The organism is Pseudomonas sp. M2 (assembly GCF_015751845.1).
Classification (GTDB): domain Bacteria; phylum Pseudomonadota; class Gammaproteobacteria; order Pseudomonadales; family Pseudomonadaceae; genus Aquipseudomonas; species Aquipseudomonas putida_E.
The window spans coordinates 1,952,317-1,978,294 of record NZ_JADOUD010000001.1 but is presented as its reverse complement, the minus strand read 5'-3'; the positions used below and the strand labels follow the sequence as shown (position 1 = coordinate 1,978,294).

Here is a 25,978-nt window from a genome sequence, read left to right as displayed (position 1 = left end):
TGCCTCAGCGGTTGCTGTAGCGGCCGTGCTTGCCGTGTGCGGGCATTGCCTGATTACCGCGCTCGGCGATCATCTGTGAGAGCGTGATCAGTTCGATGCCCTGGCTCTTGAGCCGGGGCATTTGCTGTTCCAGTACTTGCAGGGTCTGCGGATAAGGATGCCCGATCAGCACAGCCGAGCCTTGCCTGTGTGCCAGTGCCACGCCTTGCTGCAGCTGTGTGGTGATGGCCTCTGTGGTGCGTACGTCGTCCAGAAACACGTCGCGCGACACATGCCCAAGGGCCTGTGCCTGTGCCTCGGCGGCGGCGACGGTGGCAGCACTGGTACGGCTGTCTACGAAAAACAGATGCCGCCGCTGGAGTTCCCCCATCAGCCAGGTCATGGCGCCACGCTGGGCGGTCATGCGGCTGCCCATGTGGTTGTTGATGCCGGCGGCGTAGGGCACTTTGGCCAAGGCCGCGTCCAGTCGCCTGGCGAGCTCCGGCAAGGCGATGTCCGGGTGCCAGGCATAGGGCCCGGTGGCGGGGTCCATGGGCATATGCAGGATTACCGTCTTGCCCGCCTTGTGCGCCTGGCGGGCGAACTCGCTGGCGTGGGGGGTATCCGGCATGATCGCCATCGTCACAGGGCCAGGCAGCGCAAGCGTTCTGCTGTCGCGCTCGGTGCTCTGGCCCAGGTCGTCGATGATGATGCTCATGTAGGCCTTGTTGGCCGGCGCTGCATGGGCGAACGCGGCCGACAGGCATAACAGCACGGGCAGCAGATACCGCAACGGATGAATCATTTGCCTGAGGTGATGTTCAGCCCCTTGAGCAGGCTGAGCGCCTGGCTCAGCTGGAAGTCATCGTCCTGCGGACGCTCCTTGCGCTTGCTGCTGCCGGTCGGGCGGTCAGCGCCACCGTTGCCGTTGCCCAGGTGGCCTTGCAGGTCGGCTTCCTTGAAGTTCTCGGTATCGACCTCTGCTGTGAGTTTGGCCGGGCGCACCTCGATGTCCGGCACGATGCCCTGGGCCTGGATCGAGCGGCCATTGGGGGTGAAGTACAGTGCGGTCGTGAGCTTCAGGGCACGGTCGTTGGCCAGTGGCAGCACGGTCTGCACCGAACCTTTGCCGAAGCTGTCGGTGCCCATCAGTACGGCGCGTTTCTGGTCTTGCAGGGCGCCGGCGACGATTTCCGAGGCCGAGGCGCTGCCGCCGTTGATCAGCACGACCAGTGGCACGGCTTCGCTGGCGTCGGCCGGGTCGGCGGAGAAGCGCAGTTCGGAGTTGGCGATACGCCCCTTGGTGTACACGATCAGGCCCTTGGTCAGGAAGTGGTCGGCCACTTCCACCGCTGACTGCAGCACGCCACCGGGGTTGTTGCGCAGGTCCAGAACAACGCCGCGCAGTTTCTTGCCGTTGTCTTTGCGCATCTTGGCCAATGCCTTGCCCACTTCGTCGCCGGTCTTGACCTGGAACTGGGTGATGCGGATGTAGCCGTAGTCGTTTTCCAGCAACTGGCTCTTCACGCTCTTGACCTGGATCACCGCGCGGACCAGGTTCACGTCGAACGGGGTGCCGCCGTCACGTACCAGGGTCAGGGTGATCTTCTCGCCGACCTTGCCGCGCATCTTGTCCACGGCTTCGGTCATGCTCTGGCCGCGGGTGGGCGCACCGTTGATCTTGACGATCAGGTCGCCTGCCTGCACGCCGGCGCGCGAAGCGGGGGTGTCATCGATGGGCGAGACCACCTTGATGAAGCCGTCTTCCTGGCCGACTTCGATACCCAGGCCACCGAACTCGCCACTGGTGCTTTCCTGCAGTTCCTGGAAGTCCTCGGGGCCAAGGTAGGCCGAATGCGGGTCGAGGTTGCTGAGCATGCCTTTGATGGCATTCTCCAGCAGCGTCTTGTCGTCTACCGGCTCGACATAGGCCGCCTTGATGCGGTCCATGACCTCGGCGAAGGTGCGCAGCTCTTCCAGTGGCAGCGGCGCCCTGGCGGTCACCTCGGTGGCTGGCACCGCGGCGGGCTTGGCGGGCGCCGGCTCGGCAGCGATGGCCAAAGGCATACCAGTCGCCAGGGCGATGGTCAGGGCCAGCTGGGTGAGACGAGGCGAGTGCAGCATGTCGAACGAACTCCTGATCCTGTAGGCGCTCCCTGGGGAGCATCGGCCCAGCGTGGGGCGCCGGGCCGTAAAAAAGTGACTAGGCTTTAACCTTAACCTTTGCACCACTGCGAAGGGTCGGTTGGCCTGCCCTGCTGGCGGATGGCGAAGTACAAGCCGGCGGCATCCTGGCCGCCGCTGTCGCCAACGGTGGAAATGGCCTCGCCGGCCTTGACGATGTCCCCGGCGCTCTTGAGCAGGCTCTGGTTGTGGCCGTACAGGCTCAGGTAACCATTACCATGGTCGAGAATGACCAGAAGTCCAGCACCGCGCAACCAGTCGGCGAACACCACGCGCCCGCCGTGCACGGCACGCACCTGGGTGCCGGGGTTGGCGCTGATCATCACGCCGTCCCACTTGGCTCGGGCATCGCTGCCACGGGCTTCACCGAAACGTGCCAGCAATCGACCATTGACGGGCCAGGGAAGTTTGCCCCGTGCGGCAGAAAAAGCACCGCCGTAGGTTGAGCTGCTGCTGGAAACCAACGGGCCTAGGGTGGTGCGCGCCTTTTTTGGCGGTTCGCTGTCTTGCTGTGCGGCCAGCGCTTCCTGCTGTCGGCGCTTTTGGGCCTCTTGCTCGGCCAGCAGGGCCTTCTTGCGCGCTTCTTCGGCCTCACGGGCCTGACGGGCCAGGGTTTCCTCAATGGTCTTGAGCACCTTGGCAAGGTCGGCCTGGTCTTGTTCACGGGCCTGCAGCTTCTTGTCGCGGTCTTTCATGTCACTGTTGAGCTTGGCCAGCACCTGCTGACGTTTGCCACGTTCGGCTTCCAGGGCCTGGCGGCGGCTGTCGAGATCGGCGCGCTGGGCCAGCAACTGTTCTTGCTGGCGGGAAATGTCCTGTTCGACATTGGCCAGCTGGCGCAAGGTCTCGTTGAAGGCACGCAGCTGCTCCATACGCGCCTTGCTCAGGTAGTCGTAGTAGCTGAGGGTGCGGGCGAACTTTTCTGGGTTCTGCTGGTTGAGCAGCAGCTTGAGGTATTCCTCACGGCCATTGTTCTGGTAGGCGGACCGCGCCTGAATGGCGATCAGTCGCTGTTGTTCAATGCGCGAGCTCTGGAGTTTTTTTTTCTCGGTATCAAGGCGCTCCAGCTCGCCCTCGGTCTTTTTTAGTTCTTGCTGCAGAGCCTCCACCTGCTTTTCGAGGTTGCCGATGTCGGTCTCGGTGGCTTTGAGGTCTTTCTGCACGCCGGATTTTTCTGCCTGGAGCTTGCCCAGCGTTTTCTTGAGCTCGGCGATGTCCTGGCGGGTGGCGTCCAGTTGTTGCTGGGTCTGTGCGCGCTCGTCGGCGAAGGCCGGGCTGAGCAGGCAAGACAGGGCTAGGAGAATCAGGGCGCGAAGCATGAGGTTGGGCGTACCAAGGATGGAGACTGGCCTAGTATGCCCGCCCGGGGCTGCAAAAAAAACGCCTCACGGCGTCAGCGGCAAGCTTCAAGCTACAAGCGGCAAGCAAAAGCAGGCGCCAGGCCAGGTTTCGCTTGCCGCTTGCCGCTTAATCCTCGAGCAGAATCGAGGTGCCGGTCATTTCCGCAGGTTTTTCCAGCCCAAGCAGCTTGAGCATGGTCGGCGCCACGTCGGCCAGTACGCCGCCCTCGCGAACCTTGACCTGGCGCTTGCCGACATAGATGAACGGTACCGGCTCGGTGGTGTGGGCCGTATGCGCCTGGCCGGTGCATTCGTCTTCCATCTGCTCGACGTTGCCGTGGTCTGCGGTGATCAACGCTTCGCCGCCCACCTTGTCCAGTGCCTCGACGATGCGACCGACACAGCCGTCCAGGGCTTCGACGGCCTTGACTGCGGCATCGAACACGCCGGTATGGCCGACCATGTCACCGTTGGCGTAATTGACCACGATCACGTCGTAGCGCTGCTGCTCGATGGCCTCGACGATGCGATCGGTGACCTCTGGGGCGCTCATTTCCGGCTGCATGTCGTAGGTGGCGACTTTCGGCGACGGGATCAGGATGCGCTCTTCGCCTTCGAACGGTTCTTCGCGCCCCCCGGAGAAGAAGAAGGTGACGTGTGCGTATTTCTCGGTCTCGGCGATGCGCAGCTGGGTCTTGCCGTTTTTGGCCAGGTATTCACCCAGCACATTGTTCAGGCTGGCCGGGGCAAACGCCGCCGGGGCCGGGATTTTCGCCGAGTACTGGGTCAGGCCGATGTAGGCGGCCAGCTTTGGCAGGCGTGCCCGTGGGAACTCGTTGAAATCGGCTTCGACGAACACGCGCGACAGCTCACGTGCGCGGTCGGCGCGGAAGTTCATGAAGATCACGGCATCGCCATCTTCGACCTTCACCGCTTCGCCAATACGCGTGGCCTTGACGAATTCGTCGCTCTCGTCGCGCGCATAGGCCGCTTCGAGCCCGGCAACAGCGCTGTCTGCAGTGTGTTCGGCAACGCTGTCGACGATCAGGTTGTAGGCGGCACTGACGCGGTCCCAGCGGTTGTCGCGGTCCATCGCGTAGTAGCGGCCGATCAGGCTGGCGATTCGGCCTTTGCCAAGCTTGGCAAAGGCCGAATCGAGCAGCTCGATGGACGATTGCGCGCTGCGCGGCGGGGTGTCACGACCGTCGAGGAACGCATGCAGGTAGATCTTCTCGGCGCCACGCTGCGCGGCCAGTTCGGCCATGGCAATCAGGTGGTCCTGGTGGCTGTGTACGCCGCCGTCGGAGAGCAGGCCGAGGATATGCACGGCCTTGCCGGCACCTGCAGCCTGGTCCACCGCGCCTGTCAGCACCGGGTTCTTGAAGAACTCGCCGTCGCGAATGGCCTTGGTGACGCGGGTGAAGTCCTGGTAGACGACACGGCCGGCGCCGAGGTTCATGTGACCAACTTCGGAGTTGCCCATCTGCCCGTCCGGCAGGCCGACGTCCATCCCTGAACCGGAAATCAGGCCATGCGGCGCGGTGGCACGCAGGCGGTCATAGACCGGAGTGTTGGCGGCATAGATGGCGTTGTATTCGGGGCTTTCGCTGTGGCCGAAGCCATCCAGGATGATCAGGACCAGGGGTTTGGGCGTACTCGTCATCAATCAAACTCACGGTTGTTCAAAGATGATAAAGACACGCATTTTAGGGCAAATGCGCCACCTGCGGCGAATATTCGTCCTGTTCCCTGACCAGCGCGGCGCCCGCGAGAACGGGAAGGTAGTTTTCCCACCGGCCTGTCGGACTTTGGTGGTCATTGGGGGCTGTGTATACTGGCCGGCATTTTCAATCGCCTGGAACACCGCTGATGGTTGCTCACCTGATTCAATTCGCGACAGATCACTACATCCTGGTTGCGATCTTCGTTGTTCTGCTGGTCCTGCTGCTGCTCAATGAAATCCGCCGTGGCGGCCAGAGCCTGAGCAATGGCCAACTGACCGCCCTGGTCAATGCCGAGAAGGGCCTTGTCATCGATATCCGCCCTGCCAAGGAATACTCCGCCGGCCACATCGTTGGTGCGGTGAACATCCCGCAGGACAAGGTCGCCACCCGCATGACCGAACTGGACAAGCACAAAGAGAAGACCCTGATCGTCGTCGACGCAATGGGCCAGCAGTCCGGCACCATCTGCCGCGAACTGCTCAAGGCTGGTTATACCGCCGCCAAGCTGAGCGGTGGCGTTTCCAGCTGGAAAGCCGATAACCTGCCCCTGGTGAAGTGATATGAACGACGTCATCGTCTACTCCAGCGACTACTGCCCTTACTGCATGCGTGCCAAGTACCTGCTCGAGAGCAAGGGCGTGGCCTTCGAGGAAATCAAGGTCGACGGCAAGCCGCAGGTACGCGCCGAGATGAGCCAGAAGGCCGGCCGGACTTCGGTGCCGCAGATCTGGATCGGCAGTACCCATGTCGGTGGCTGCGATGACCTCTACGCCCTGGAGCGCGCCGGCAAGCTCGACGCGCTGCTCAAGGCCTGATTTGCACTGCATTCAAAAACATTAGGATAAGGATCTGCCATGACTGACCAACAGACCAACGGCGCCGCAGCCGAAGACAACAGCCCTCAGTTCTCCATGCAGCGTATCTACGTGCGCGACCTGTCGTTCGAGGCCCCGAAAAGCCCGCAGATCTTCCGTCAGACCTGGGAGCCGAGCGTTGCCCTGGACCTGAACACCAAGCAGAAGGCCCTGGAAGGCGACTTCCACGAGGTGGTGCTGACCCTGTCGGTGACCGTCAAGAATGGTGACGAAGTGGCGTTCATCGCTGAAGTTCAGCAGGCCGGTATCTTCCTGATCAAGAACCTCGACGCCTCTTCCATGAGCCACACCCTCGGCGCGTTCTGCCCGAACATCCTGTTCCCGTACGCCCGCGAGACCCTGGATAGCCTGGTGACCCGTGGTTCGTTCCCGGCCCTGATGCTGTCGCCGGTCAACTTCGACGCCCTGTACGCGCAAGAGATGCAGCGCATGCAGGAAGCGGGCGAAGCACCGACCGTGCAGTAATTTTGCCCGGTAGCAAAGAGGCGACCTTCGAGGTCGCCTTTTTATTACCCGGCTGCCTGCCTCGGGCTTGTCAGCTCCCGGCAAACCCCTGCTGCCGCCACGCCTCATACACCGTCACCGCCACGGTGTTGGACAGGTTCAGGCTGCGGCACCCCGGCCGCATCGGCAGGCGCAGGCGTTGCTCGGCCGGCAGGCTGTCCAGCACCTCGGCCGGCAGGCCGCGGCTTTCCGGCCCGAACAGGAAGGCGTCGCCCGGCTGGTAGGCAACCTCATGAAACGGGTGCGAACCCTTTGTGGTAAAGGCGAACAAGCGTGGGTTGCCCAGGCTCTCCAGGCATCCGGCCAGGCTTTCGTGGCGCTTGAGCGTGGCATACTCGTGGTAATCCAGCCCTGCACGGCGCAGCCGCTTGTCGTCGAGCTCGAAGCTGATCGGTTCGATCAGGTGCAGCGCGCAGCCACTGTTGGCGCAGAGGCGAATGATATTGCCGGTATTGGGCGGAATTTCAGGTTGAAAGAGGATGACGTGAAACATGCACGGCTCCAAGCGTGAAGATGGCGAGCATTCTACCCCCGAACCTGATGTGCGTTCGAAGGGCTTGCCGAAGGTTTTGCTCTCGTTGGCGATCGTCGGCTTGATGGTCGGTTTGATGATCGGCCGTCTGACTGCACCCGAAGCGCTCGTGCTTGAGCGGGTGGAGGTGGTGCAGGACGGGCTGGACCTGTGGTTCAACGATGAACCGAAGCTGCATGGCGAGAATGTCCAGGGTACGGTCGCGTTGCTGTTCCAGGCCGAAGGTAAAGCCCAGCGTGGGCAACTGACCCTGCAGGGCAAGCCGGTGAGCTGGCGTTTGCAGAAAAGTGAGGAAGGGTTGCTGCTGAGCGTGATTGCCGCGCGCCCTCTGCGTGGCGAATGGGCCGGTGCAGAGGACGCGGGGCGCTGGCGGGTGCAGGTGAGGCTGCACGAATAAAAGAGGGGATGTCCCGGCCTGCCTGTACCAGGGTCCCCAAAGCTTGCGCTACTGCGTGTAAAAGAGGGGATTCCCGGCCTGCCTGTACCGAGGTCCCCAAAGCTTGTGCAACTGCGTATAAAAGAGGGGTTCACCCGGCCTGCCTGTACCGAGGCCCCCGAAACTGGAGATACATTACGTATTGCAGGTGGCGTGCCAGTTTTGAAAAACCCGGAAACATTGGGTTTCAGGGCGATCTGGCCGGTTTTTGAGGGGATTTGTGCCTTGGCGCGGTGCAGCTGGCACAGCTTCGGTGCATTGGCCAGAAATGGTTGGGGCCGCAAAGCGGCCCCAACGGTGTTACTGATTCAGCGGGAAGTCAGTGATCATCGCCCTCATCGTCATCCCCGCCATCCACGTTCATCCCCAGTTCCTTGATCTTGCGGGTCAGGGTATTGCGCCCCCACCCCAGCAGCACCGCTGCATCCCGGCGGCGCCCGGCAGTATGCTTGAGCGCCGTCTCGATCATGATCCGTTCAAAGCTGGGCACGGCGCTGTCCAGCAGGTTGGATTGCCCGCGTGCCAAGGCTTGGTCGGCCCATTGGCGCAGCGCCTGCTCCCAGTTGGTCACCGGTGCAGCGTCCTGCGGCAGGTTGAGCAATTCGGGCGGCAGATCGCCGACCAGCACTTCGCGGCTGGACGCCATGACGGTGATCCAGCGGCAGGTGTTTTCCAGCTGGCGGACGTTGCCAGGCCAAGGCAGGTTGCGGATGAATTCTTCGGTTTCCGGCTTGAGCAGCTTCGGTTCGACGGCCAGCTCCTGAGCGGCGCGGCCAAGGAAGTGGCGTGCCAGCGCGGGGATGTCCTCGCGGCGGTCGGCCAGGCGCGGGATATGAATACGGATCACGTTCAGGCGATGGAACAAGTCTTCACGGAACTTGCCAGCCTGTACCAGTGACTCGAGGTTTTGATGGGTTGCAGCGATGATTCGCACATCGACCTTTACGGGTACATGGCCGCCCACACGATAGAACTCCCCATCGGCCAGCACCCGCAGCAGGCGGGTCTGCGTATCGGCAGGCATGTCACCGATTTCGTCGAGGAACAAGGTGCCGCCGTCCGCTTGCTCGAAGCGGCCGCGTCGCAGGTTGGCCGCGCCGGTGAAGGCGCCTTTTTCGTGGCCGAACAGCTCCGACTCCATCAGGTCCTTGGGTATGGCGGCCATGTTCAGGGCAATGAACGGTGAGGCCGCCCGCGGGCTGTGGCGGTGCAGGGCGTGGGCCACCAGCTCCTTGCCGGTACCGGACTCGCCATTGATCAGCACGGTGATGTTGGAGTGGCTCAGCCGCCCAATGGCACGGAACACCTCCTGCATCGCCGGGGCTTCACCGATGATTTCCGGCGTACGGGCCAGGGCCTGGGGCACATCGAGGCCTTGCTGCTCCTGCGCATGCTGGTTGGCGCGCTTGACCAGCGAGACCGCCTCATCGACATCGAACGGTTTGGGCAGGTACTCGAAAGCGCCCCCCTGGTACGACGCCACTGCGCTGTCCAGGTCGGAATGGGCGGTCATGATGATGACCGGCAGGCGCGGGTGTTGGTCGCGAATCTGTGCCAGCAGGTCGAGGCCGCTGGCGCCGGGCATGCGAATGTCGGAAATGATCACGTCCGGCTGCTGCCGGGCCAAGCGGCCCATCACGCCATCGGCGCTGTCGAAGCTCTGGGTGGTCATGCCCTCCTGTTGCAGGGCTTTTTCCAGGACCCAGCGGATGGAGCGATCATCGTCGACGATCCATACGGTTTCACTTCGGCTCATGAGGCGGTGGCTCCTTGTTCCAGCGGCAGGAAGATCGAAAAGGCGGTGTGGCCGGCGTGGCTTTCACACTCGATCAGGCCTTGGTGCTGACTGATGATGTTCTGGGTAATGGCCAGGCCCAACCCGGTACCGTCCGGGCGGCCACTGACCATGGGATAGAAGAGGGTGTCTTGCAGTTCACTGGGGATGCCGGGGCCGTTGTCGATGATCTCGACGCGGGCCACCAGTCGGTGGCGCACATGGCCGATGGTGAACTGGCGCATCGCGCGGCTGCGCAGGGTGATGCGGCCCAGGCGCAACTCGTTCTGTGAGCTGATCGCCTGCATCGCGTTGCGCACGATATTCAGTACCGCCTGGATCATCTGTTCGCGGTCGATCAGCACGTCCGGCAGGCTCGGGTCATAATCACGCACCAAAGTGATGCATCCTTGGCTTTCTGCGTCGACCAGGCTGCAGACCCGTTCAAGGACTTCGTGAATGTTGGTCATGGCCAGCGATGGCAGCTTGTTCGAACCGAGCATGCGATCGACCAGGTTGCGCAGGCGATCGGCCTCTTCGATGATCACGTTGGTGTAGTCGCGCAGGCCATCTTCGGGCAACTCCCGGGCCAGCAGTTGCGCCGCGCCACGGATGCCCCCCAGTGGGTTCTTGATCTCGTGGGCGAGGCCGCGGACCAGCATCTTGGTGGTTTCCTGCTTGCTCAGCTGGGCTTCTTCCTTGGTGATGCGCAGCAGGCGGTCACGCGGGTGTACCTCCAGCAACAGCAGGGTGTTGCCCTGGTGCAGGATGGGCGTCACGGCATAGTCAACGGTGATGGTCTGGCCGGTCAGCGAGGTCAATTGGGCTTCGCGCTTGGTGAACGGGTGCGCCTGCTCGACCGCCTGGCGCAGGGAGTTGAGCGCCTCGGACGATTCGGTGAACAGTTCGCTGATGAACTGCCCGTGGCTGCGCTGCCCACTCACGGCCAGGAGCATTTCCGCAGCCGGGTTCATGTACTCCAGGCGCAGCTCGGCGTTGAGCAAGAGCGTGGCGGTGGTCAGGTTGTCCAGAAGCAGACGGTGCTGTGCATCGCTGATGGTCATAAGGCGTCGTTGACCTCTTTTGGCGCTTGCCGGGCATGGCGGTGAGCGTGGCCTGCGCACTATGGATCTGCTCATGCCAGGCTCTTTGCGTAGAAAATGCAAGAAACAAACCAAGGCTCCGAAAAGAAGCGGGATTGCTTTATAAACCCCCGAAATTGCGCCTATTCGGACCAGAAAGCACTGATTTACCGTTCAACGTGACCTGTTTTGGGGTGCGGGGCGGGGCATGCAACGTTGCATTGCACCAATATAGAGCATCGGTGCGCGTGGCGTATGGCGCCAAGGTGTTGGGGCGCTTCCGATCGGGACGGCTGGAAAAACAAAAACGGCCTTCATGAGAAGGCCGTTTCCGGGATTTCATCGGCGCAATGCGCCAATCAAATCAGCAGCTGTAGTACAGCTCGTATTCCAGCGGGTGCACGAAGGTACGGACCTTGATCTCTTCTTCGCTCTTCAGTTCGATGAAGGCATCGATGAAGTCGTCGGAGAACACGCCGCCCTTGGTCAGGAACGCACGGCCTTTATCCAGCTCTTCCAGAGCTTCTTTCAGGCTGCCGCAAACTTGCGGGATATCTTTCGCCTCTTCAGGCGGCAGGTCGTACAGGTTCTTGTCGGCAGCATCGCCTGGGTGGATCTTGTTCTGGATGCCGTCCAGGCCAGCCATCAGCAGGGCCGCGAAAGCCAGGTACGGGTTGGCCGATGGGTCCGGGAAGCGCGCTTCGATACGACGGGCTTTAGGGCTGCCGACGTAAGGGATACGGATCGAGGCGGAACGGTTGCGTGCCGAGTAGGCCAGCATTACCGGGGCTTCGAAGCCTGGAACCAGGCGCTTGTAGGAGTTGGTCGACGGGTTGGTGAAGCCGTTCAGGGCCTTACCGTGCTTGATGATGCCGCCGATGAAGTACAGGGCGGTTTCGGACAGGCCGGCATAGCCTTCACCCGCGAAGGTGTTCTTGCCGTCTTTCCAGATCGACATGTGCACGTGCATGCCCGAGCCGTTGTCGCCGTACAGTGGCTTTGGCATGAAGGTGGCGGTACGGCCGTAGGCGTCGGCAACGTTGTGCACGACATATTTCAGGGCCTGTACTTCGTCAGCTTTCTTCACCAGGGTGTTGAACTTGACGCCGATTTCGTTCTGGCCGGCAGTCGCCACTTCGTGGTGGTGAACTTCGACGGTCTGGCCCATCTCTTCCAGTGCGTTGCACATGGCAGTACGGATTTCGTGGTCGTGGTCGAACGGCGGAACCGGGAAGTAGCCGCCTTTGACGCCAGGACGGTGGCCTTTGTTGCCGCCTTCCACGTCAGCGCCAGTCATCCACGAGCCTTGCTCGGAGAAGATCTTGAACATCGAGCCGGAGATGTCCGACTGGAACTTCACTTCGTCGAAGATGAAGAACTCAGGCTCTGGGCCGGCGAAGACGGTGTCACCGATGCCGGTGCTCTTGAGGTACTCTTCAGCGCGCTTGGCGATCGCACGCGGGTCGCGATCGTAGCCCTGCATGCTCGACGGGTCGACGATGTCACAGGTGATGATCAGGGTCGGCTCTTCGGTGAACGGGTCCAGTACGGCGGTATCGTCGACCGGCATCAGGATCATGTCGGAGGCTTCGATGCCTTTCCAGCCAGCGATGGAGGAGCCGTCGAACATCTTGCCGACTTCGAAGAAGTCTTCGTCCAGGCCATCACGCGCTGGCATGGTCACGTGATGCTGAGTGCCTTTGGTGTCCGTGAAACGCAGATCAATCCACTTGACGTCATGATCTTTGATGAGTTGAACCGACTTCGACATGTTGTCCTCCGGATGGTCTAGAGCGCGGTGGGCCGCTGCCCTGGAAAAAAGGGTGTTGCCGGGCGCGGATAGTCGGCCAAGCTTACCTGCCTCACAAGGGAGCAAATTGCATGCCAGTGCCCGAAAATGGCGAGGCCGGGATAAAAGGGGGCGTTTGCGGGCATTTGGCGGCGGTTTGGCGGGGAAAAACGCACCCTTACGAGGCGGCTTTTGCTGTGGGCGCACCAATAGCGTGCACAGATCGGGTTGTGTGCTTCCTTTAAGGGCCTCATCGCTGGCAAGCCAGCTCCCACACCCTAAGTGCAGTCTTGAGGCCTACCGACGTCCTGTAGATGCTGGCTTGCCGGCGATGAGGCCAGTACAGGCAATATAAATCCAACCTTCTGTACAAAAGTTGGTCAAATCCTGAGCAATTTCCGATATAATTCGCGCCCCTCATTTTTCGGCAGGCCCTGCGCGCGCTGTTAACCAATGAAACTTATCGTCAAAGTCTTCCCAGAAATCACCATCAAGAGCCGGCCGGTACGCAAGCGCTTCATCCGCCAGCTCGGCAAGAACATCCGCAACGTGCTCAAGGACCTCGACCCTGAGCTCGCGGTCGATGGTGTCTGGGACAACCTCGAAGTGGTCACCCGCGTCGAAGACGAAAAAGTCCAGCGCGAGATGATCGAGCGCCTCACCTGCACCCCGGGCATTACCCACTTCCTGCAGGTGGAGGAATACCCGCTCGGTGACTTCGACGATATCGTCGCCAAGTGCAAGCAGCACTTCGGCCACCTGCTGGCCGGCAAGTATTTCGCCGTGCGCTGCAAGCGCGGGGGCCACCATGACTTCACCTCGATGGACGTCGACCGCTACGTTGGCAGCCAGTTGCGCCAGCAGTGCGGCGCCGCTGGCATCGAGCTGAAGCAACCTGAAGTGACGGTGCGCATCGAAATCCGCAACCAGCGCCTGTACGTGATCCACAACCAGCACCAAGGCATCGGCGGCTACCCGCTGGGCGCCCTGGAGCAGACCTTGGTACTGATGTCCGGCGGTTTCGACTCCACCGTGGCGGCCTACCAGATGATGCGTCGCGGCCTGATGACCCATTTCTGCTTCTTCAACCTCGGCGGCCGTGCCCACGAACTGGGCGTGATGGAAGTGGCCCACTACCTGTGGAAAAAGTACGGCAGCAGCCAGCGCGTATTGTTCATCAGCGTGCCGTTCGAAGAAGTGGTCGGCGAGATCCTCAACAAGGTCGACAACAGCTACATGGGCGTGACCCTCAAGCGCATGATGCTGCGCGGCGCTGCGCGCATGGCCGATCGTCTGGAAATCGATGCGCTGGTCACCGGCGAGGCGATTTCCCAGGTGTCCAGCCAGACGCTGCCGAACCTGTCGATCATCGACTCGGCCACCGACAAGCTGGTGCTGCGCCCATTGCTGGCCAGCCACAAGCAGGACATCATCGACCAGGCGACCGAAATCGGCACCGCCGACTTCGCCAAGCACATGCCTGAATATTGCGGCGTGATCTCGGTGAACCCGACCACCCATGCCAAGCGTCACCGCATGGAGCATGAAGAGAAGCAGTTCGACATGGCCGTGCTGGAGCGCGCCCTCGAACGTGCCAAGTTCATCTCGATCGACCACGTGATCGACGAGCTGGGCAAGGACGTGGAAATCGAGGAAGTAAGCGAAGCGCTGCCAGGCCAGATCGTGATCGACATCCGTCACCCTGACGCCCAGGAAGACGAGCCTTTGGTGCTCGAGGGTATCGAAGTTCAGGTGATGCCGTTCTACGCGATCAACAGCAAGTTCAAGCAGCTGGATGAAACCCGCCAGTACTTGCTGTATTGCGACAAAGGTGTGATGAGCCGATTGCACGCACACCACCTGCTCAGTGAGGGACATGCCAATGTGCGTGTTTATCGTCCGGCATAAGACCCCAGGGCTGTATGGCGGCAGCATCCGCCATCGCCCTCCCGACCGCCGGGCCCGCTGAGCCTTTTACCTTCATATTGGCCGCCTAGACTGGCGGCAACCGAATCCTCTGATCGAGATACAGTTGTGATCGAAAATCTGCGTAACATCGCCATCATCGCCCACGTTGACCATGGTAAAACCACCCTGGTCGACAAACTCCTGCGTCAGTCCGGCACCCTGGAACGTAACGAGCTCAACGACGAGCGCGTAATGGACTCCAACGACCAGGAAAAAGAGCGCGGCATTACCATTCTGGCGAAAAACACCGCCATCAACTGGAACGGCTACCACATCAACATCGTCGACACCCCCGGCCACGCCGACTTCGGTGGCGAGGTTGAGCGTGTAATGTCCATGGTCGACTCCGTGCTGCTGCTGGTCGACGCCCAGGACGGCCCTATGCCGCAAACCCGCTTCGTGACCAAGAAGGCCTTCGAAGCCGGCCTGAAGCCGATCGTCGTGATCAACAAGGTCGACCGTCCGGGCGCCCGTCCTGACTGGGTTCTGGACCAGATCTTCGACCTGTTCGACAACCTCGGTGCTACCGACGAGCAGCTGGACTTCAAAGTGGTCTACGCCTCGGCCCTGAACGGCATCGCCGGTCTGGACCACACCGCCATGGCCGAAGACATGACCCCGCTGTACCAGTCGATCGTCGACAACGTACCTGCGCCGGACGTTGACCGTGAAGGCCCGTTCCAGATGCAGATCTCGGCACTGGACTACAACAGCTTCCTGGGTGTTATCGGCGTTGGCCGTATCGCCCGTGGCCGCGTGAAGCCGAACACTCCGGTGGTCGCCATCGACACCAACGGCAAGAAGCGTAACGGCCGTATCCTCAAGCTGATGGGCCACCACGGCCTGCACCGTATCGACGTCGAAGAAGCCCAGGCTGGCGACATCGTCTGCATCAGCGGTTTCGACGAGCTGTTCATCTCCGACACCCTGTGCGACCCGACAGCCGTCGAAGCGATGAAGCCGCTGACCGTCGACGAGCCAACCGTTTCGATGACCTTCCAGGTCAACGACTCGCCGTTCTGCGGCAAGGAAGGCAAGTTCGTCACCAGCCGTAACATCAAGGACCGTCTGGACAAAGAGCTGCTGTACAACGTTGCTCTGCGCGTTCAGGAAACCGATTCCCCTGACAAGTTCAAGGTATCGGGCCGTGGTGAGCTGCACCTGTCGGTACTGATCGAAACCATGCGCCGTGAAGGCTTCGAGATGGCCGTAGGCCGTCCTGAAGTGATCATCCGCGAAGTCGGTGGCGTCAAGCAGGAACCGTTCGAGAACGTCACCATCGACATCCCTGAAGAATCCCAGGGCAAGGTCATGGAAGAAATGGGCCTGCGTAAAGGCGACCTGACCAACATGGTTCCGGATGGCAAGGGCCGTGTTCGCCTGGAGTACAACATTCCAGCCCGTGGCCTGATCGGCTTCCGTAACCAGTTCCTGACCCTGACCAACGGCGCAGGCATCCTGACCTCGATCTTCGATCGCTACGACACCATGAAGTCGGGCCAGATGTCCGGCCGCCTCAACGGCGTACTGGTTTCGGTCGAGACCGGCAAGGCACTGACCTACTCCCTGGAAACCCTGCAGGCGCGCGGCAAGCTGTTCGTCGAGCACGGCCAGGAGATCTACAACGGTCAGATCATCGGTCTGAACAGCCGTGACAACGACCTGGGCGTGAACCCTACCAAGGGCAAGAAGCTCGACAACATGCGTGCTTCGGGCAAAGACGAAGTCATCGCCCTGGTTCCGCCGGTTCGTCACACCCTCGAACAGGCTCTGGAATTCATCCAGGACGACGAGCTGTGCGAAGTTACGCCGAAGTCGATCCGTCTGCGCAAGAAGATCCTGGACGAAGGCGAGCGTACCCGCGCTGCCAAGAAAGCCAAGAACTGAGTTAGCTCAGGCTGAATGAAAACGCCCCCGGTCGAAAGGCCGGGGGCGTTTTTTTTGGGGTACCTTTTGAAGGCACCTCTTGGCCCTCATCCGATCTTCCCGCAAAAAACTACGTGAAGAATCTCTTTGTGACTGTTTCAGGCATTTTCATCGCTATCGGACTGGTTGCCGATACGCGGCGCTCGATTTGTTCACCCCCTCAATATCTGAGGCAGGTGCGTAGTAGCCTTTACCCCACTCCCGACTGGTATTTCGCAGTCACCGATTCCCAGCTTATGGGAAAAGCTTTCTTGAGGGCGTCTCGAATTTTGCGTTACGCGCGCAAGCGCAATTAGCTTGGCTGTGATGCTTTCACTAGTGATTTGAGGGTGACAGTCCTCTAGATGCCCGGCAAAGGGAGGTATGAGTTAGAGGCCTGACCACGTCAGAAACTCACCGTGGCTCGGAGCAAGAGGCGAGGTGTGTCATGGTGGGGTGCGATTGTTGGGCTGCGGGATGGGCTGGCATCAGTAACCAAGACTTCTGGCCTGAAATCAGGTGCGCGTTGAAAAGGCTGTAAGATTATTCCGAAAATTTACCTTTTTAGAATTAAGGGGTGAGAAGTGTCTTTTGTGTTTGTGGGATTTTTCCGACTTAATAGTCAGTACTTTCCTTCTATTAAGTGTGAAATATGTAGCTTGTACATGCTAAAAACAGAAAGCCAATAGTGGCCATAGGCTACTAATTCTTTGGTCGTATTGATGTATCAGCCGATGCGCTGGAATCTTTTCCTCCTTGGCAGGAGTCAACACATATAAAAGAAAAATGGATTCCAATATGAGCGACATTTTAGAAGTTAGTCTGATTGGTTTTATCTTGATATATACGGCGCTTCTAGGGGCCTATGTGGTATTTGGTATCGCAGGCTTCGGCACTGCATTGATAGCCAGCCCAATACTGGCGCTCTTCATACCTATCTCGAAGATTGTCCCGCTTCTAGCACTGATGGACCTGTCCGCTGCACTTGTTAATATCAGTCGCGATGGCAGCAAGGCAGATTGGACAGAGCTCAAGCGTCTGGTACCACTTATGGTGATCGGTAGTTTGATAGGGACTGCCATACTTCTCAAGGCAAAGCCCGATGTTCTGCTACTGGCGTTGGGAGTCTTTGTGGTCGGCTACTGTATTTACTCGCTCAGTGGCCTGCAGACTAACCGCAATTTCTCCTCCATATTATCAATCCCATTCGGAGCAGTCGGCGGATTTTTTAGCGCACTGTTCGGGAGCGGTGGTTTTATCTATGCCATCTATCTCGGAGGTCGGCTTCGAGACCCAGATGCGTTGCGTATCACACAGACAACGTTGATCGGTTTAAGTACATTAACTCGCGTCGGGTTGTTTTTGATTGCTGGGGTGTATTTGGATCCGAGCCTGCTTTTGCTCGCTTTGCTCTTGGCTCCAAGCATGCTGGTAGGTATCACAGTCGGGCGACGACTGACGCTGAATATGCCCAGAGAACGGTTTATCAAAATTATAAATGTAGTTGTCCTTGCTTCCGGCCTGATGTTGATTTTTCGCTATTTTTCCTGAAAGCCACCGACTGTAAGTGTTAGCTTTTTAGATACACTATGCTGACGATGACGAGATGTTCGGCGTAGCTGCGTCCGTGCAAATCGAAATTGAGAAAATAAGAAGAGAGATATATATGAGTTTCGCTCACAACGAGATGATGACCGGTCACGGGTTTCTCGATAGTCTTAATGATGGTCGAGAGGTTTGGCGGCCTCAGGTTCCAAGTGCAACACTCAGTTGATAGTGTTGAGCCGATTGGTTGCCAGCAGTTGCAGATGATCCGTCAACACTTCAACAGGGAATTTCCAGCCCAATGTCTGACGAGGTCGGGTGTTGAGCAAGTCGGCAATCTCGTCCAGCCGCTCCTGGCTAACCAGCGACAAATCGGTGCCCTTGGGTAAGTACTGCCGGAGCAGGCCGTTCGTGTTCTCGTTGCTGCCTCTTTGCCAAGGGCTGTGCGGGTCAGCGAAGTAGATCTTCATTCCCGTACGAGCTGTCAGCTCTTGATGCTTGGCCATCTCGCTGCCTTGGTCATGGGTCATGGTTTTCAGCAGTGCCGGTGCCATCCGCGAAAGTTCTCGCGTCATCCCCTCTAGCGCGGCGTCTGCGGTGGGCGCATCCAACTTGGCCAGGATCACGAAACGGCTCGTGCGCTCGACCATCGTCGCTACTGCCGAGCGATTGTTCGCGCCCATGATCAGGTCGCTTTCCCAATGACCTGGCACTTGTCGACCTTCGACCTCTTCAGGCCGGTAGCGAATATTCTGTTCAGCTGGATAGCGCTCGCGCCGAGCTGGCGCAGTGCTGCGAGTACGCCGCTTGCTGCCGCCCTGGCGCAGGTAACCAATGAGTTGACGCTTAAGCTCGCCGCGTGGGTATGCATAGATTGTCAGGTAGATCGTTTCGTGACTCACATGCCGCTCAGGATTATCAGGCCAGTAGTCCTTGAGTCTGGCGGCAATTTGCTGAGGAGGCCAGCCCTTGGCCAACATGCTGTGTACGACCTGGAACAGTTCAGAACCAGGGGCAAGAATCTTGCTGCGCCTCGGGACGTGTCTGAGGGCACGGGCTCGAGCACCGGCAGTGCTGGCGTCATAGTGCCCAGGCTGCGACTGGCGCCGCACCTCTCGACTCAGCGTGCTGGGTTGGCGCCCAAGAACTTGGGCGATGGCTCGCAGCGAGGCGCCTTGCATACGCATGATCATTAGCGTTACGCGCTCTTCGATGGTCAAGTGGGTGTAGTGAGTAGTCATGCAGCACCTTACCTCGGGTGTTGCACTTGGTCACTGAGACCGCCCGGTCAATTTTGGCTTGTAAGCGCAATACCCCGGCCGCGGCCCTACCTTCGGGTGGTTCCGGCAAGTATCCGGGCGCTTGTCATAAATGGTGCACAGCCGGCTCTTGCGGTCCAAATACATGCAATCATCGTTGCTCATCCGGGTCAGGGTGAAGATCCCCGACTTCTGGTTGAAGCGTTCGATGATGCCTTCCTTCTGCAGGCGTTTGGCCACGTTCTTCGGCGGTTCGTCCTTTTCGAACTCATCCACCACGCCGATGCGGATCAGGTCTTTGATCTTCACTTCCACAGGCAGGGTGCAGCAGGTCGAATGGCAGCCCCCGCACATGTGGCTGGCATAGCGCTGCCAGGTTTCCAGGCGGTCGACTTCGGCTGCGGCAATCAGGGTCGTTTTCATCGTTATAGGTGGCGGATCACGGTCTTGGGGCGCGCGATCATACCGGAGTTGTTCAATTTGTGAACAACCTTTTGCCGGATTGGCCAAGCCGGCATGAAAACTGCGAACCGAGGCTGTCACTCCCTGTCGAAGGGTCTAGTCTCAACACTCTCCCGCCGCTTTTGCCAATTTGCCCGAGGATGCCGCATGTCCCAGGAACCCAAAGCACGTGACGCCGAGGTGGCCGACTTTCGCGCCGCTGTACTGGACAAGCTGACCTACGCGGTCGGCAAGGACCCGGAGCACGCCTTTGACCACGACTGGTTCGAGGCCATTGCCCTGGCTGCCCGTGATCACATGGTCGATCACTGGATGGATCACACCCGTCAGGCCTACCGGCGCAGCCAGAAACGGGTCTATTACCTCTCTCTGGAGTTTCTCATCGGGCGCCTGCTCTACGACAGCCTGAGCAACCTTGGCCTGCTGGACATCGCCCGTGATGCGCTGGAGGGGTTGGACGTGGACCTGGAGCGCATCCGCCTGCTGGAACCGGACGCCGCACTGGGCAATGGTGGCCTGGGCCGTCTGGCCGCCTGTTTCATGGAGAGCATGTCGACGCTGGGCATCGCCGCCCACGGCTACGGCATCCGCTATGAGCACGGGCTGTTCCGCCAGGCCATGGTCGACGGATGGCAGCAGGAACAGACCGAAAACTGGCTGGATTTCGGCAACCCTTGGGAGTTCGAGCGCGCCGAGGTGATCTACCCGATCAGTTTCGGCGGCAGCGTCGAAACGGTGCAAGATACCCATGGTCAGCAACGGCAGGTTTGGTGGCCGGGCGAGACGGTACGGGCGGTCGCCTACGACACGCCGGTGGTCGGCTGGCGTGGCTCCAGCGTCAACACCTTGCGGCTGTGGCGCGCGCGGGCGCTGGAGGAGCTGCATCTGGAGCGCTTCAATGCCGGTGACCACCTTGGCGCGGTGGCCGAAGTGGCTCGCGCCGAGAGCATCTCGCGGGTGCTGTACCCGGCCGATAGCACAGAAGCGGGGCAGGAACTGCGCCTGCGCCAGGAATACTTCTTCGTCTCGGCGTCGCTGCAGGACCTGCTGCGACGCCACCTGAACATGCACAAGGACTTGCTCAACCTGCCGGATGCTGCGGCCATCCAGCTCAACGACACGCACCCGTCGATTGCCGTGGCCGAATTGATGCGGCTGTTGGTCGACCAGCATGAAATCCCGTGGGAAAAAGCCTGGGAGCTGACCGTCGGCACCCTGGCCTACACCAACCACACGCTGCTGCCAGAAGCGCTGGAAACGTGGCCGGTGGCCCTGATGGAGCGCATGCTGCCGCGGCACATGCAGATCATCTACCTGATCAATGCCTACCATATCGATGCCCTGCGCGCGAAAGGCCTGCATGACTTCGACGTGCTGCGGGCGGTGTCGCTGATCGAGGAAGACAACGGCCGCCGGGTGCGCATGGGCAACCTTGCGTTTCTCGGCTCGCACAGCGTCAACGGGGTATCGGCGCTGCACAGCAAGCTGATGAAAAGCACGGTGTTCTCCGAGTTGCACAAGCTCTACCCCCAGCGCATCAACAACAAGACCAACGGCATTACCTTCCGCCGCTGGCTGTACCAGTCCAACCCGCAGTTGACGGCGATGCTGGTGGATGCCCTGGGCCCAGAGTTGCTTGACGACCCGCAAGGGCGCCTGGCCAACCTGGTGCCGTTCGCCGACAAGGGCGGCTTCCTCAAGCAGTTCGCCGCGCAGCGCCTGCACAGCAAGCGCGCGTTGGCCAGCATCATCCAGGAGCGGGTGGGCGTTACGGTCAACCCTGAGGCGCTGTTCGATGTGCAGGTCAAGCGCATCCACGAGTACAAGCGCCAGCTGCTCAATCTGCTGCACACCGTGGCGCTGTACCAGGCCATCCGTAACGACCCGGGCACCAACTGGGTGCCGCGGGTGAAGATCTTTGCCGGCAAGGCCGCAGCCAGCTACCACCAGGCCAAGCTGATCATCAAGCTGGCCAATGACATCGCCCGGGTGGTCAACAACGACCCTACCGTGCGCGGCCTGCTAAAGGTGGTGTTCCTGCCCAACTACAACGTCAGCCTGGCCGAGAGCATCATCCCGGCGGCGGACCTGTCGGAGCAGATTTCCACGGCCGGCTACGAGGCGTCGGGCACCAGCAACATGAAGTTCGGGCTCAATGGTGCACTCACCATTGGTACCCTCGATGGCGCCAACGTCGAGATGTGCGAACAGGTGGGTGCCGACAACATGTTCATTTTCGGCCTGACCGCGCAGCAGGTGGAGGCGCGCAAGCGTGACGGTGATTTTGGTGCCGTGGCCGCGATAGCCGCCTCCCACCGCTTGAACGATGTGCTGCAGGCGATCCGCAGTGGCGTGTTCTCCCCCGATGATCCGTCGCGCTATGCCGGGCTGATCGACGGGTTGGTGGCTTACGACCGCTTCCTGGTCTGTGCCGACTTCGATGCTTACTGGGATGCCCAGCGGCGGGTGGAGGAGTTGTGGCATACGCCGCAGGCGTGGTGGCGGATGGCGGTGCTCAACACCGCGCGAATGGGGTGGTTCTCTTCGGACCGGACCATTCGCGAGTATGCGACCGAGATCTGGAAGGTGCTGGATTGAGGCTTGGGGCCGCACAGCGGCCCCACCTGACCATCGGCCTGGTGAGCGCTGAACTACCGACCTGTTGTGCCGTCTGACTGCCCAGGCGTGTCTCTTTACTCGCTAGCATTGAACTCTCCCTGTAAACTGCGGGGGTTTTTCTCCCCCATCCTTTCGGAGCCATACATGTCCCGCGTTACCTTGAGTCGCTATCTGATTGAGCAGACCCGCAGCAACAATACCCCTGCCGATCTGCGCTTCCTGATCGAAGTGGTGGCGCGTGCGTGCAAGGAAATCAGCCATCACGTGTCCAAGGGCGCCCTCGGCGGCGTGCTGGGCAGCATGGGCACTGAAAACGTGCAGGGCGAAGTGCAGAAGAAGCTCGACGTGATTTCCAACGATATCCTGCTCGAGGCCAACGAGTGGGGCGGCCACCTGGCCGGCATGGCGTCCGAGGAAATGGACAACGCCTACCAGATCCCGGGCCGATACCCCAAAGGTGCCTACCTGCTGGTCTTCGACCCGCTGGACGGCTCGTCGAACATCGACGTCAACGTTTCGGTCGGCACCATCTTCTCGGTACTGCGTTGCCCTAACGAATACCTGAGCCAGAACGAAACCCTGAACGAAAACGCCTTCCTGCAGCCAGGTACCGAGCAGGTCGCCGCCGGTTATGCCATCTATGGCCCGCAGACCATGCTGATCCTGACCCTGGGCAACGGCGTCAAGGGCTTCACCCTGGACCGTGAGCTGGGCAGCTTCGTGCTGACCCACGAAAACATCCAGGTCCCGGCAACCACCGCCGAGTTCGCCATCAACATGTCCAACCAGCGCCACTGGGAAGCCCCGGTCCAGCGCTACGTGGGCGAGCTGCTGGCCGGTGAGACCGGGCCGCTGAAAAAGAACTACAACATGCGCTGGATCGCCTCGATGGTGGCCGACGTGCACCGTATCCTGACCCGTGGCGGTCTGTTCATGTACCCGCGCGACGCCCGCGAGCCGAGCAAGCCGGGCAAGCTGCGCCTGATGTACGAAGCCAACCCGATGTCGTTCATCATCGAGCAGGCCGGCGGCGCTTCTACCAACGGTTACGAACGTATCCTCGACATCAAGCCAGAGAGCCTGCACCAGCGTGTATCGGTGATTCTCGGCTCGAAGGAAGAGGTCGAGCGCGTCACCGCCTATCACAAGGAGTAAATCATGCTCGCACCTTGGCAGCCGTTGCTGGAGTGGTGGTTCGGTTGGGGCACCAGTCCCCAGGCCGTGGCTGACGAGAAGAGCACGCTGTGGTTCGGCAAGCATCACGATGCCGAAGCCCAGGCGCTGTTTGGCGAGCTCGTCGAGCATGCCCTGGCGGGTGGGCTCGAGGAGTGGCAGCAAAGCCCTCAGGGCTGGCTCGGCCTGTTGATACTGCTGGACCAGCTGCCGCGCATGATCTACCGCGACACGCCGCGCGCTTTCGAGGGCGACCGGCGTGCCCAGGTGGTGGCCATGCAGGGGCTGCAGAAGGGCTGGGATTACCAGCTGCTGCCGATCCAGCGGGTATTCGTGCTGCTGGTGCTGGAGCATGCCGAGGTGCTGGACTGGCAGAACCTGTGCGTTGAGCGGTACCAGGTGCTGCTGGATGAGCAGCCCGAGGCCAACCGTCGGTTGTTCGAAGGGTTCCTCGACTATGCCGAGCAGCACCAGCGGGTGATTGCCCGGTTCGGGCGCTTCCCGCATCGCAATCTGTTGCTGGAGCGGCCGAGCACCAGTGAAGAGATGGACTTTTTGCTGGAGCCTGGCTCCAGGTTTTGAGTGATGAATGGGGCCGCAAAGCGGCCCCGTTCGTTTCAGATCCTGAAACTCCCTACCAGGTGCTTCAACCGTTCGACCTGGTGTTCAAGGTCGGTGCAGGCACGCAAGGTGCTCTGCAGGTTCTGCACCCCTTCCTGGTTCAGCGTATTGATCTCGGTGATGTCGACATTGATCGACTCGACCACCGCCGTCTGCTCCTCGGTAGCGGTAGCCACTGACTGGTTCATGCCATCGATTTCGCCAATACGCTGGGTCACGCTGCCCAGGCGCTCACCGGCCTGGTTGGCAATCCCGACGCTCTGGTCGCTGTGCTCACGGCTCTGGTTCATGGTGCTGACGGCCATCTGGGCACCGGCCTGCAATTCCTCGATCAGGCGCTGGACCTGCTGCGCCGACTCCTGAGTGCGGTGCGCCAGGTTGCGGACTTCGTCGGCGACCACGGCAAAACCGCGCCCGGCTTCACCGGCACGGGCCGCCTCGATCGCGGCATTCAGGGCCAGCAGGTTGGTCTGCTGGGAAATGCCGCTGATCACATCGAGAATCTGGCCGATGTTGGCGGTGTGGGCATTGAGCGTCTCGATGTTGCCGCATGAATCGCTGATGCGCGCCGACAGCTGGTTCATCACATCGATGGTGCGCCCGACCACCTGCTGGCCGTCTTCGGCCAGGCCGCGTGCCTCACTGGAGTGTTGCGAAGCCAGCGCTGCGTTCTGGGCGATCTCCTGGGCTGCGGCACCCAGCTGGTTGATGGCCGCGGCCACGCTGTTGGTGCGGCTGGCCTGCTGGTCGGCATTGTGGATCGAGGCATTCGAGGCGCTCACCACCTGCGTGGCCACCGTATTGACTTGGCCAGTGGCCGAGGCCACTTCGCGGATCGATTCGTGAATACGCTCGACGAAACGGTTGAACGACTGGCCAAGGCTGCCGAACTCGTCCTGCGCGTGGATGGCCACGCGCCGGGTCAGGTCACCTTCGCCTTCGGCAATGTCATGCATGGCGCGACCCATCAGGTGCAAGGGCTCCATCAACACGCGGATCAGCAGACCGAGCAGGGCGATGATGACCAGTATCGCGATCAGCGTCGCGACGATGGCCGAGGTACGCAGCTCGCTGAGCATGGCGAATGCCGCGTCCTGGTCGACCACAAGGGCCACGTACCAGTCCGCTGAGGGCACGCCGTCGACGTGGGTGAAACTGATGAACTGCTTGCGCCCATCCAGCTCGACTTCCTTGAGGCCGCTGCTGATGTGCGGCGTGTTGCCTGGGTAGGCATCCGCCAAGGGCTTGAGCGCCTGCCGACCAACGGTGTAGAACGAAAAAGGCCTGTCAGGGAACCAGGGACCGTTTTTCCCGTCGAAGGTCCCTGCAGGCCTCTCGCCTGCATCCACCTTTCAGGAGTGTTCCTTCATGTCGTTGCGTTCCCTCGCCCTGTTGTCCCTGTGCGTCATCCTGACTGCGTGCAGCAAGATCAATCAGGAAAACTATTCCAAGCTCAAGGCCGGCATGAACAAGGCCGAGGTCGAGCAACTGCTCGGCACGCCCACCGAGTGCTCCGGCGCACTGGGCATGAGCAGCTGTACCTGGGGGGACGAAAAGAGCTTCATCAGCGTGCAGTATGCGGCTGACAAAGTACTGATGTATTCAGGGCAGGGCCTCAAATGACGCGTCTGCACCTGCTGCTGGGGTTGTGCCTGGTGATGCTGCTGGGTGGCTGCGCCACATCGGCCAACGACCCGTTGGCACCCAAGACCGCCGGCGATATCGACCTCAAGCGCTACCAGGGCAAATGGTACGAGCTGGCGCGCTTGCCCATGCCTTACCAGAGCGAATGCGCCCAGTCCGAGGCGCATTACAACCTCAAGCCTGATGGTTCGTACGGGGTGCTGAGCCGCTGCCGCACCATGGGTGACGAATGGCTGCGCGCCGAGGGGCATGCCAACATCCAGCAGCCGGGGCATACCGACAGGTTGTGGGTGGAGTTCGACAACTGGTTCACCCGCCTGGTACCGGGCCTGACCAAGGGCGAATACTGGATCCTGTACGTGGACGACCGCTACCGCACGGCCATTGTCGGCAGCCCCGACCGCAAGTACCTGTGGATACTGTCGCGTACGCCGACCCTGCCGGCATGGGAGCGCGAGAGCCTGCTGGCCAAGGCACGTCAACAGGGCTACGACACCAGCCGCTTGATCTGGCGCATGGCGGACAAGCAGATCGTGCAGATGCATTGAGGCCTTAGGGGGCCG

General features: G+C 60.7%; 22 protein-coding genes and 1 pseudogene. 12 read left to right on the top strand and 11 right to left on the bottom strand.

Features of this window, described 5'->3' with window-relative positions:
- Nucleotides 1-4: 4 nt before the first annotated feature.
- The 4 genes from IWW33_RS09215 to gpmI all read right to left on the bottom strand — a co-directional run bounded on the left by IWW33_RS09215 (nucleotide 5) and on the right by gpmI (nucleotide 5,166).
- On the bottom strand, nucleotides 5-772 hold the full coding sequence (locus IWW33_RS09215; protein WP_115275464.1) for a divergent polysaccharide deacetylase family protein: 768 nt from the start codon (nucleotides 770-772) through the stop codon (nucleotides 5-7).
- A gap of 8 nt (nucleotides 773-780) precedes the next feature.
- A complete protein-coding gene (locus IWW33_RS09210; RefSeq protein WP_046784985.1) occupies nucleotides 781-2,103 on the bottom strand; it encodes a S41 family peptidase in 1,323 nt (440 codons plus the stop codon).
- Between the two features lie 92 nt (nucleotides 2,104-2,195).
- On the bottom strand, nucleotides 2,196-3,482 hold the full coding sequence (locus IWW33_RS09205; protein ID WP_115273389.1) for a murein hydrolase activator EnvC: 1,287 nt from the start codon (nucleotides 3,480-3,482) through the stop codon (nucleotides 2,196-2,198).
- Nucleotides 3,483-3,630: 148 nt separating this feature from the next.
- Nucleotides 3,631-5,166 (bottom strand): 2,3-bisphosphoglycerate-independent phosphoglycerate mutase, encoded by a 1,536-nt coding sequence (gene gpmI / locus IWW33_RS09200; RefSeq protein WP_125923655.1) that lies wholly within the window; start codon nucleotides 5,164-5,166, stop codon nucleotides 3,631-3,633.
- A gap of 206 nt (nucleotides 5,167-5,372) precedes the next feature.
- Here gpmI and IWW33_RS09195 point away from each other — a divergent pair, with 206 nt between their 5' ends.
- The 3 genes from IWW33_RS09195 to secB are packed head-to-tail and all read left to right on the top strand — an operon-like array spanning nucleotide 5,373 to nucleotide 6,567.
- Nucleotides 5,373-5,786 carry a rhodanese-like domain-containing protein gene (locus tag IWW33_RS09195; RefSeq protein WP_046784988.1) on the top strand — a complete coding sequence of 138 codons (414 nt, stop codon included), beginning with the start codon at nucleotides 5,373-5,375 and terminating at the stop codon, nucleotides 5,784-5,786.
- Between the two features lies 1 nt (nucleotide 5,787).
- Entirely contained in the window at nucleotides 5,788-6,042 is a 255-nt protein-coding gene (gene grxC / locus IWW33_RS09190; RefSeq protein WP_046784989.1) for a glutaredoxin 3, read from the top strand.
- Nucleotides 6,043-6,081: 39 nt separating this feature from the next.
- Nucleotides 6,082-6,567, top strand: a complete 486-nt coding sequence (gene secB / locus IWW33_RS09185) for a protein-export chaperone SecB (protein WP_012312355.1) — start codon at nucleotides 6,082-6,084, stop codon at nucleotides 6,565-6,567.
- Nucleotides 6,568-6,637: 70 nt separating this feature from the next.
- On the opposite strand, the gene trmL is transcribed toward secB, so the two are convergent.
- The gene (gene trmL / locus IWW33_RS09180; protein ID WP_011531803.1) at nucleotides 6,638-7,099 is read right to left on the bottom strand and encodes a tRNA (uridine(34)/cytosine(34)/5-carboxymethylaminomethyluridine(34)-2'-O)-methyltransferase TrmL; all 462 of its coding nucleotides are present in this window, start codon (nucleotides 7,097-7,099) and stop codon (nucleotides 6,638-6,640) included.
- Here trmL and IWW33_RS09175 point away from each other — a divergent pair.
- On the top strand, nucleotides 7,098-7,535 hold the full coding sequence (locus tag IWW33_RS09175; RefSeq protein WP_046784990.1) for a hypothetical protein: 438 nt from the start codon (nucleotides 7,098-7,100) through the stop codon (nucleotides 7,533-7,535). The two genes, trmL and IWW33_RS09175, sit on opposite strands and share 2 nt — an antisense overlap.
- Before the next feature lie 358 nt (nucleotides 7,536-7,893).
- Here IWW33_RS09175 and ntrC read toward each other — a convergent pair whose 3' ends face one another.
- The 3 genes from ntrC to glnA form a co-directional block, all read right to left on the bottom strand.
- On the bottom strand, nucleotides 7,894-9,330 hold the full coding sequence (ntrC, locus tag IWW33_RS09170) for a nitrogen regulation protein NR(I) (RefSeq protein WP_039603934.1): 1,437 nt from the start codon (nucleotides 9,328-9,330) through the stop codon (nucleotides 7,894-7,896).
- Nucleotides 9,327-10,412, bottom strand: coding sequence for a nitrogen regulation protein NR(II) (gene glnL / locus IWW33_RS09165; RefSeq protein WP_046784991.1), 1,086 nt, complete (start codon nucleotides 10,410-10,412; stop codon nucleotides 9,327-9,329). Before glnL ends, ntrC begins: the two co-directional genes overlap by 4 nt.
- 382 nt (nucleotides 10,413-10,794) lie before the next feature.
- Complete coding sequence (gene glnA, locus IWW33_RS09160; protein ID WP_012312360.1) at nucleotides 10,795-12,201, bottom strand: type I glutamate--ammonia ligase; 1,407 nt, start codon at nucleotides 12,199-12,201, stop codon at nucleotides 10,795-10,797.
- 471 nt (nucleotides 12,202-12,672) lie between these two features.
- Between glnA and thiI the strand changes: the two genes are divergently transcribed.
- From thiI to IWW33_RS09145, 3 genes are all read left to right on the top strand, one after another.
- Entirely contained in the window at nucleotides 12,673-14,127 is a 1,455-nt protein-coding gene (thiI, locus tag IWW33_RS09155; protein WP_039604090.1) for a tRNA uracil 4-sulfurtransferase ThiI, read from the top strand.
- Nucleotides 14,128-14,253: 126 nt separating this feature from the next.
- A complete protein-coding gene (typA, locus tag IWW33_RS09150; protein ID WP_046784993.1) occupies nucleotides 14,254-16,074 on the top strand; it encodes a translational GTPase TypA in 1,821 nt (606 codons plus the stop codon).
- A gap of 816 nt (nucleotides 16,075-16,890) precedes the next feature.
- Nucleotides 16,891-17,643 (top strand): sulfite exporter TauE/SafE family protein, encoded by a 753-nt coding sequence (locus tag IWW33_RS09145; protein WP_174141011.1) that lies wholly within the window; start codon nucleotides 16,891-16,893, stop codon nucleotides 17,641-17,643.
- A 215-nt stretch (nucleotides 17,644-17,858) separates the two neighbouring features.
- Here the strand turns inward: IWW33_RS09145 and IWW33_RS09140 are convergent, their stop codons facing one another.
- Together IWW33_RS09140 and IWW33_RS09135 are read right to left on the bottom strand one after the other, a co-directional pair.
- Nucleotides 17,859-18,878 (bottom strand): IS30 family transposase, encoded by a 1,020-nt coding sequence (locus tag IWW33_RS09140; RefSeq protein WP_174141010.1) that lies wholly within the window; start codon nucleotides 18,876-18,878, stop codon nucleotides 17,859-17,861.
- Between the two features lie 30 nt (nucleotides 18,879-18,908).
- Nucleotides 18,909-19,319: a YkgJ family cysteine cluster protein gene (locus tag IWW33_RS09135; RefSeq protein ID WP_174141009.1), complete on the bottom strand. Its 411-nt coding sequence runs from the start codon at nucleotides 19,317-19,319 to the stop codon at nucleotides 18,909-18,911.
- A gap of 186 nt (nucleotides 19,320-19,505) precedes the next feature.
- On the opposite strand from IWW33_RS09135, the gene IWW33_RS09130 reads away from it, so the two are divergent.
- The 3 genes from IWW33_RS09130 (at nucleotide 19,506) to IWW33_RS09120 (ending at nucleotide 23,732) form a co-directional block, all read left to right on the top strand.
- Nucleotides 19,506-21,956 (top strand): glycogen/starch/alpha-glucan phosphorylase, encoded by a 2,451-nt coding sequence (locus IWW33_RS09130; protein ID WP_115273393.1) that lies wholly within the window; start codon nucleotides 19,506-19,508, stop codon nucleotides 21,954-21,956.
- A gap of 165 nt (nucleotides 21,957-22,121) precedes the next feature.
- Complete coding sequence (locus IWW33_RS09125; protein WP_012312365.1) at nucleotides 22,122-23,132, top strand: class 1 fructose-bisphosphatase; 1,011 nt, start codon at nucleotides 22,122-22,124, stop codon at nucleotides 23,130-23,132.
- Between the two features lie 3 nt (nucleotides 23,133-23,135).
- Nucleotides 23,136-23,732, top strand: a complete 597-nt coding sequence (locus tag IWW33_RS09120) for a DUF924 family protein (protein WP_012312366.1) — start codon at nucleotides 23,136-23,138, stop codon at nucleotides 23,730-23,732.
- Between the two features lie 35 nt (nucleotides 23,733-23,767).
- On the opposite strand, the pseudogene IWW33_RS09115 reads toward IWW33_RS09120, so the two are convergent.
- Nucleotides 23,768-25,021 (bottom strand): annotated as a pseudogene (locus tag IWW33_RS09115) (methyl-accepting chemotaxis protein); the annotation flags it as partial.
- Between the two features lie 118 nt (nucleotides 25,022-25,139).
- On the opposite strand from IWW33_RS09115, the gene bamE reads away from it, so the two are divergent.
- On the top strand, nucleotides 25,140-25,394 hold the full coding sequence (gene bamE, locus IWW33_RS09110) for an outer membrane protein assembly factor BamE (RefSeq protein ID WP_012312368.1): 255 nt from the start codon (nucleotides 25,140-25,142) through the stop codon (nucleotides 25,392-25,394).
- Nucleotides 25,391-25,963, top strand: a complete 573-nt coding sequence (locus IWW33_RS09105) for a lipocalin family protein (RefSeq protein WP_115273394.1) — start codon at nucleotides 25,391-25,393, stop codon at nucleotides 25,961-25,963. The genes bamE and IWW33_RS09105 overlap by 4 nt, the downstream gene beginning before the upstream one ends.
- Nucleotides 25,964-25,978 lie beyond the last annotated feature (15 nt).

Bases quoted from the DNA above. Each gene is read 5' to 3' on its own strand.
- IWW33_RS09135 (WP_174141009.1), bottom strand. From the start codon at position 19,319: ATGAAAACGACCCTGATTGCCGCAGCCGAAGTCGACCGCCTGGAAACC.
- IWW33_RS09195 (WP_046784988.1), top strand. From the start codon at position 5,373: ATGGTTGCTCACCTGATTCAATTCGCGACAGATCACTACATCCTGGTT.
- bamE (WP_012312368.1), top strand. From the start codon at position 25,140: ATGTCGTTGCGTTCCCTCGCCCTGTTGTCCCTGTGCGTCATCCTGACT.
- IWW33_RS09175 (WP_046784990.1), top strand. From the start codon at position 7,098: ATGCACGGCTCCAAGCGTGAAGATGGCGAGCATTCTACCCCCGAACCT.
- thiI (WP_039604090.1), top strand. From the start codon at position 12,673: ATGAAACTTATCGTCAAAGTCTTCCCAGAAATCACCATCAAGAGCCGG.
- secB (WP_012312355.1), top strand. From the start codon at position 6,082: ATGACTGACCAACAGACCAACGGCGCCGCAGCCGAAGACAACAGCCCT.
- IWW33_RS09105 (WP_115273394.1), top strand. From the start codon at position 25,391: ATGACGCGTCTGCACCTGCTGCTGGGGTTGTGCCTGGTGATGCTGCTG.
- glnA (WP_012312360.1), bottom strand. From the start codon at position 12,201: ATGTCGAAGTCGGTTCAACTCATCAAAGATCATGACGTCAAGTGGATT.
- ntrC (WP_039603934.1), bottom strand. From the start codon at position 9,330: ATGAGCCGAAGTGAAACCGTATGGATCGTCGACGATGATCGCTCCATC.
- gpmI (WP_125923655.1), bottom strand. From the start codon at position 5,166: ATGACGAGTACGCCCAAACCCCTGGTCCTGATCATCCTGGATGGCTTC.
- IWW33_RS09120 (WP_012312366.1), top strand. From the start codon at position 23,136: ATGCTCGCACCTTGGCAGCCGTTGCTGGAGTGGTGGTTCGGTTGGGGC.
- glnL (WP_046784991.1), bottom strand. From the start codon at position 10,412: ATGACCATCAGCGATGCACAGCACCGTCTGCTTCTGGACAACCTGACC.
- trmL (WP_011531803.1), bottom strand. From the start codon at position 7,099: ATGTTTCACGTCATCCTCTTTCAACCTGAAATTCCGCCCAATACCGGC.
- IWW33_RS09130 (WP_115273393.1), top strand. From the start codon at position 19,506: ATGTCCCAGGAACCCAAAGCACGTGACGCCGAGGTGGCCGACTTTCGC.
- grxC (WP_046784989.1), top strand. From the start codon at position 5,788: ATGAACGACGTCATCGTCTACTCCAGCGACTACTGCCCTTACTGCATG.
- IWW33_RS09145 (WP_174141011.1), top strand. From the start codon at position 16,891: ATGAGCGACATTTTAGAAGTTAGTCTGATTGGTTTTATCTTGATATAT.
- IWW33_RS09140 (WP_174141010.1), bottom strand. From the start codon at position 18,878: ATGACTACTCACTACACCCACTTGACCATCGAAGAGCGCGTAACGCTA.
- IWW33_RS09125 (WP_012312365.1), top strand. From the start codon at position 22,122: ATGTCCCGCGTTACCTTGAGTCGCTATCTGATTGAGCAGACCCGCAGC.
- IWW33_RS09205 (WP_115273389.1), bottom strand. From the start codon at position 3,482: ATGCTTCGCGCCCTGATTCTCCTAGCCCTGTCTTGCCTGCTCAGCCCG.
- IWW33_RS09210 (WP_046784985.1), bottom strand. From the start codon at position 2,103: ATGCTGCACTCGCCTCGTCTCACCCAGCTGGCCCTGACCATCGCCCTG.